The organism is Pseudomonas sp. PS01299, from assembly GCF_029960145.1.
GTDB classification, from domain to species: Bacteria; Pseudomonadota; Gammaproteobacteria; order Pseudomonadales; family Pseudomonadaceae; genus Aquipseudomonas; species Aquipseudomonas putida_A.
The window spans coordinates 1-3,610 of record NZ_JASCPO010000373.1 but is presented as its reverse complement, the minus strand read 5'-3'; the positions used below and the strand labels follow the sequence as shown (position 1 = coordinate 3,610).

Sequence of the window (3,610 nt, the reverse complement as noted above, 5' to 3'; positions counted from 1 at the left end):
TCCCCACTGCCCCCCTGTGGGCGCGGGCTTGCCCGCTAAGGCGTCGTGTCAGATAAATCATTGGCAACTGACACACCGCCTTCGCGAGCAAGCCCGCTCCCACATTTGGGCTTGCAGCGATTTTCAGAGGGTCAGGATCATCTCGTGCCACGCCATCCCGCCATGGTCGGACTCCGACGGCTTGATGTAGGCAAAGCCGAACCCGGCATACAGCGCAATGTGCTTCTCCTTGCACATCAGATGAATCGTCGCCTTGTCCATCCCGCGCATGCGCTCGATGAACTCGGCCATCAGTCGCTTGGCCAAACCCTGGCCCTGATAGTCCGGGTGCACCACCACCGACATGATCACCACGTTCGGCCCTTGCGGGTCGTGACCGATCAGCTCCTTGAACGCCTCGTCGGACATTTGCACATCAAACGCCGCGCCCGAGTTGATGAACCCGGCGACTACGCCGTCTACTTCGGCGACGATGAAACCCTCAGGCCAGGTGGCGATGCGCGTGGCGATCTTCTCGCGAGTGGCGGCTTCATCGCCTTCGTAGGCAACGGTTTCGATGGCGTAGCAGCGATCCAGGTCGGCGGCGGTGACGTTGCGGATGACGGTGTTCATGGCAGCTCGAAAATCAGCGGAGAAAAGTGCGCAAAGCATAAAGGAATAAGGTGTTCATATCGATCCGCGCGGGGGGCGTAAAGCCTGCGTATAAGCGCTTTTCTTCGTGCCGCTGACGGGCTATTCCTGCGCTGTGTCTCTGATCACCCTTGGGAGAAACCGCTTATGAGCAGCGTTGAAATCGGCTTGTTGATGGTGTTGGGCATCAGTACGTTCGGCTTTATCACCTTGGGCATCGACCTGTTGCGGGCGCGACGGCTGGGCAAGGTCAAGCGCGGTTGAACAACATGAGGCGGATCAGTGATCCGCCTCATCGTCATGGACTCAGGTTTTGCTGTCGACCGGCACGCAGATTTCCAGTTTGCCGGTGTGCAGTCGCGGATTGAAATCGGCGCTGTAGCGTTCCAGTTCCGGGGCATTCAGTTCCACGTAATGGGAAGTCGGTAGCCAGGTCTTGTAGATGTATTGCAGGGTTTGCGGCAACTGGTCGAGCGGGCCCTTGTGCTCGAACACCGCGTACTGCCGGGGCAGCACTTCGACCCACTGATAGACCTTCTGGTCGAGGTCATCGAGCTTGCTGATTTCTACCCCGGCGATGTAGTCGAAGCCACCCTTGTCGTCGAAATTGCTGCAGACGCCGTAGGTCACTTCGTTTTTTTGTCCCTGTATCTTTCCCAGGTGCGGCAAGAACTTTTCCCACAGCGCGGGGATGTCCTTGGCCGTGTCCTGGGTAAATCGACCACGAAATCCCGCGATCAGCAGGAAGTGTCCATGTTCGAAGCGAGGTTCCGCCACTTCGACGCGTTTTTGCTCATCCATGACTCGACTCCTGGAACAAAATTAGGGGTTCGGCTGCTGAGTATAGAAGCCAAACCCGATTCGCAATGTCACAAGGCGTGCAACTGGTCGGCAGCGCCGGAGCCAACGAACTCGTTATAACCGGATACGATCACGTAAACCGCGAAATAGCAGAAGATCGCCGCCGACGCCATGTAGGAATAGCGCAACAGCTTGTCGCCGAGCAACTTGCCGCCGTGGCTTGCGGCAAAGCACAGACCGGCCGACCACAGCAGGCCGGCGCAGAGAAAACCGCCGAGAAACAGCGCCGAGCTGAGCGGGCCGCCGCCACCGGAGCGGGCGATCAGGGTGCCGCCAACCGCGGCGAACCACAGGATCGCGCTGGGCGAGGACATGGCGAGGAAGATCCCGCGGAAGAATTCCTTGCGATGGGAGTTCTGCCCCACCTCCGCCGTCGCCGCCAACTGCGCTTCGTGGTGAATCGCCGAATAGATCATCTTCGCCGCAAAGTAGATCAGCAGCGCCGACCCGCCGATCCACAGCACCCAGCGCACGCTTTCGTACTGCAGCAACACGGTCATCCCGGCCAGCGCCAGCACCGCGTAGATCAGGTCGCCGACGCAAGTGCCGAGGCCCAGCGCGAAGCCCTGAAAGTAACCGCGCTGCATCGCCAGGGTGATCATCGCGATGTTGGCTACGCCGATGTCCAGGCACAGCGAAAGGCTCAGCAAGAAGCCGCTGGTGAATTCCATTAAGCATTTCCTTGGAAAAAATTATTGTCGTGCACGCTGGACAGTCTGCCATCGCTGCCCTTATCTTCCGCCACAGGTCACCGCAGTGACCAGCGTCGCTCGGACGGTTCCGGGCGCTTACGTTATCCGAGGCAACAATGGCTGAACAAGGTTCGCCGCGCCGCTTTGCGCGCATAGATCGACTCCCCCCTTACGTTTTCAACATCACCGCCGAGCTGAAGATGGCCGCGCGGCGTCGTGGTGAAGACATCATCGACTTGAGCATGGGCAACCCCGACGGGGCCACACCGCCGCACATCGTCGAAAAACTCGTACAAGTTGCCCAACGTGAAGACACCCACGGTTACTCCACGTCCAAGGGCATTCCGCGCCTGCGTCGGGCGATTTCCAACTGGTACAAGCAACGCTACGCGGTCGACATCGACCCGGAAAGCGAAGCCATCGTCACCATCGGTTCCAAGGAAGGCCTGGCGCATTTGATGCTGGCCACCCTGGATCAGGGCGACACGGTGCTGGTGCCGAACCCGAGCTACCCGATTCACATCTACGGCGCAGTGATTGCCGGCGCTCAGGTGCGTTCGGTACCGCTAGTGCCCGGCGTAGACTTCTTCGCCGAGCTGGAACGGGCCATCCGTGGCTCGATCCCGAAGCCGAAGATGATGATCCTCGGTTTCCCGTCCAACCCTACCGCACAATGCGTGGAGCTGGATTTCTTCGAACGGGTGATCGCCCTCGCCAAGCAGTACGACGTACTGGTGATTCACGACCTGGCTTACGCCGATATCGTCTACGACGGCTGGAAAGCCCCGTCGATCATGCAGGTGCCCGGCGCCAAGGACATCGCAGTGGAGTTTTTCACCCTGTCCAAGAGCTACAACATGGCCGGCTGGCGCATCGGTTTCATGGTCGGCAACCCGGAGCTGGTCAACGCCCTGGCACGGATCAAGAGCTACCACGACTACGGCACCTTCACTCCGCTGCAAGTGGCGGCGATTGCCGCGCTGGAAGGCGATCAGCAATGCGTGCGCGACATCGCCGAGCAGTATCGCCAGCGCCGCAACGTGCTGGTCAAAGGCCTGCATGAACTGGGCTGGATGGTCGAGAATCCGAAAGCGTCGATGTACGTCTGGGCGAAGATTCCCGAGGCGTACGCGCATCTGGGTTCGCTGGAATTCGCCAAGAAGCTGCTGGCCGAGGCCAAGGTCTGCGTCTCGCCGGGGGTGGGTTTTGGTGAGTATGGCGATGATCACGTGCGCTTCGCACTGATTGAAAACCAGGACCGGATTCGTCAGGCGGTGCGCGGGATTCGCGGGATGTTCCGGGCGGATGGCCTGGCCCCGAAAACCACTGCCTGACACCTACCCCCCCTGTGGGAGCGGGCTTGCTCGCGAAGACGTCGTGTCAGTCAACATTTTCAGCGACTGATACACCGCTTTCGCGAGCAAGCC

The 3,610-nt window shown here is 60.0% G+C and carries 4 protein-coding genes; 1 reads left to right on the top strand and 3 read right to left on the bottom strand.

Features of this window, described 5'->3' with window-relative positions:
- Positions 1 to 123: 123 nt before the first annotated feature.
- From QMX91_RS29840 to QMX91_RS29830, 3 genes are all read right to left on the bottom strand, one after another.
- Positions 124 to 612 carry an N-acetyltransferase gene (locus tag QMX91_RS29840; protein ID WP_098965213.1) on the bottom strand — a complete coding sequence of 163 codons (489 nt, stop codon included), beginning with the start codon at positions 610 to 612 and terminating at the stop codon, positions 124 to 126.
- A 324-nt stretch (positions 613 to 936) separates the two neighbouring features.
- Positions 937 to 1,431: a GyrI-like domain-containing protein gene (locus QMX91_RS29835; RefSeq protein WP_135296394.1), complete on the bottom strand. Its 495-nt coding sequence runs from the start codon at positions 1,429 to 1,431 to the stop codon at positions 937 to 939.
- Between the two features lie 68 nt (positions 1,432 to 1,499).
- Entirely contained in the window at positions 1,500 to 2,162 is a 663-nt protein-coding gene (locus QMX91_RS29830) for a LysE family transporter (protein WP_007969355.1), read from the bottom strand.
- 137 nt (positions 2,163 to 2,299) lie between these two features.
- Between QMX91_RS29830 and alaC the strand changes: the two genes are divergently transcribed.
- On the top strand, positions 2,300 to 3,517 hold the full coding sequence (gene alaC / locus QMX91_RS29825) for an alanine transaminase (protein WP_282413812.1): 1,218 nt from the start codon (positions 2,300 to 2,302) through the stop codon (positions 3,515 to 3,517).
- Positions 3,518 to 3,610: the final 93 nt, after the last annotated feature.

Coding starts and splice junctions, on each gene's coding strand:
- alaC (WP_282413812.1), top strand. CDS start 2,300: ATGGCTGAACAAGGTTCGCCGCGCCGCTTTGCGCGCATAGATCGACTC.
- QMX91_RS29830 (WP_007969355.1), bottom strand. CDS start 2,162: ATGGAATTCACCAGCGGCTTCTTGCTGAGCCTTTCGCTGTGCCTGGAC.
- QMX91_RS29840 (WP_098965213.1), bottom strand. CDS start 612: ATGAACACCGTCATCCGCAACGTCACCGCCGCCGACCTGGATCGCTGC.
- QMX91_RS29835 (WP_135296394.1), bottom strand. CDS start 1,431: ATGGATGAGCAAAAACGCGTCGAAGTGGCGGAACCTCGCTTCGAACAT.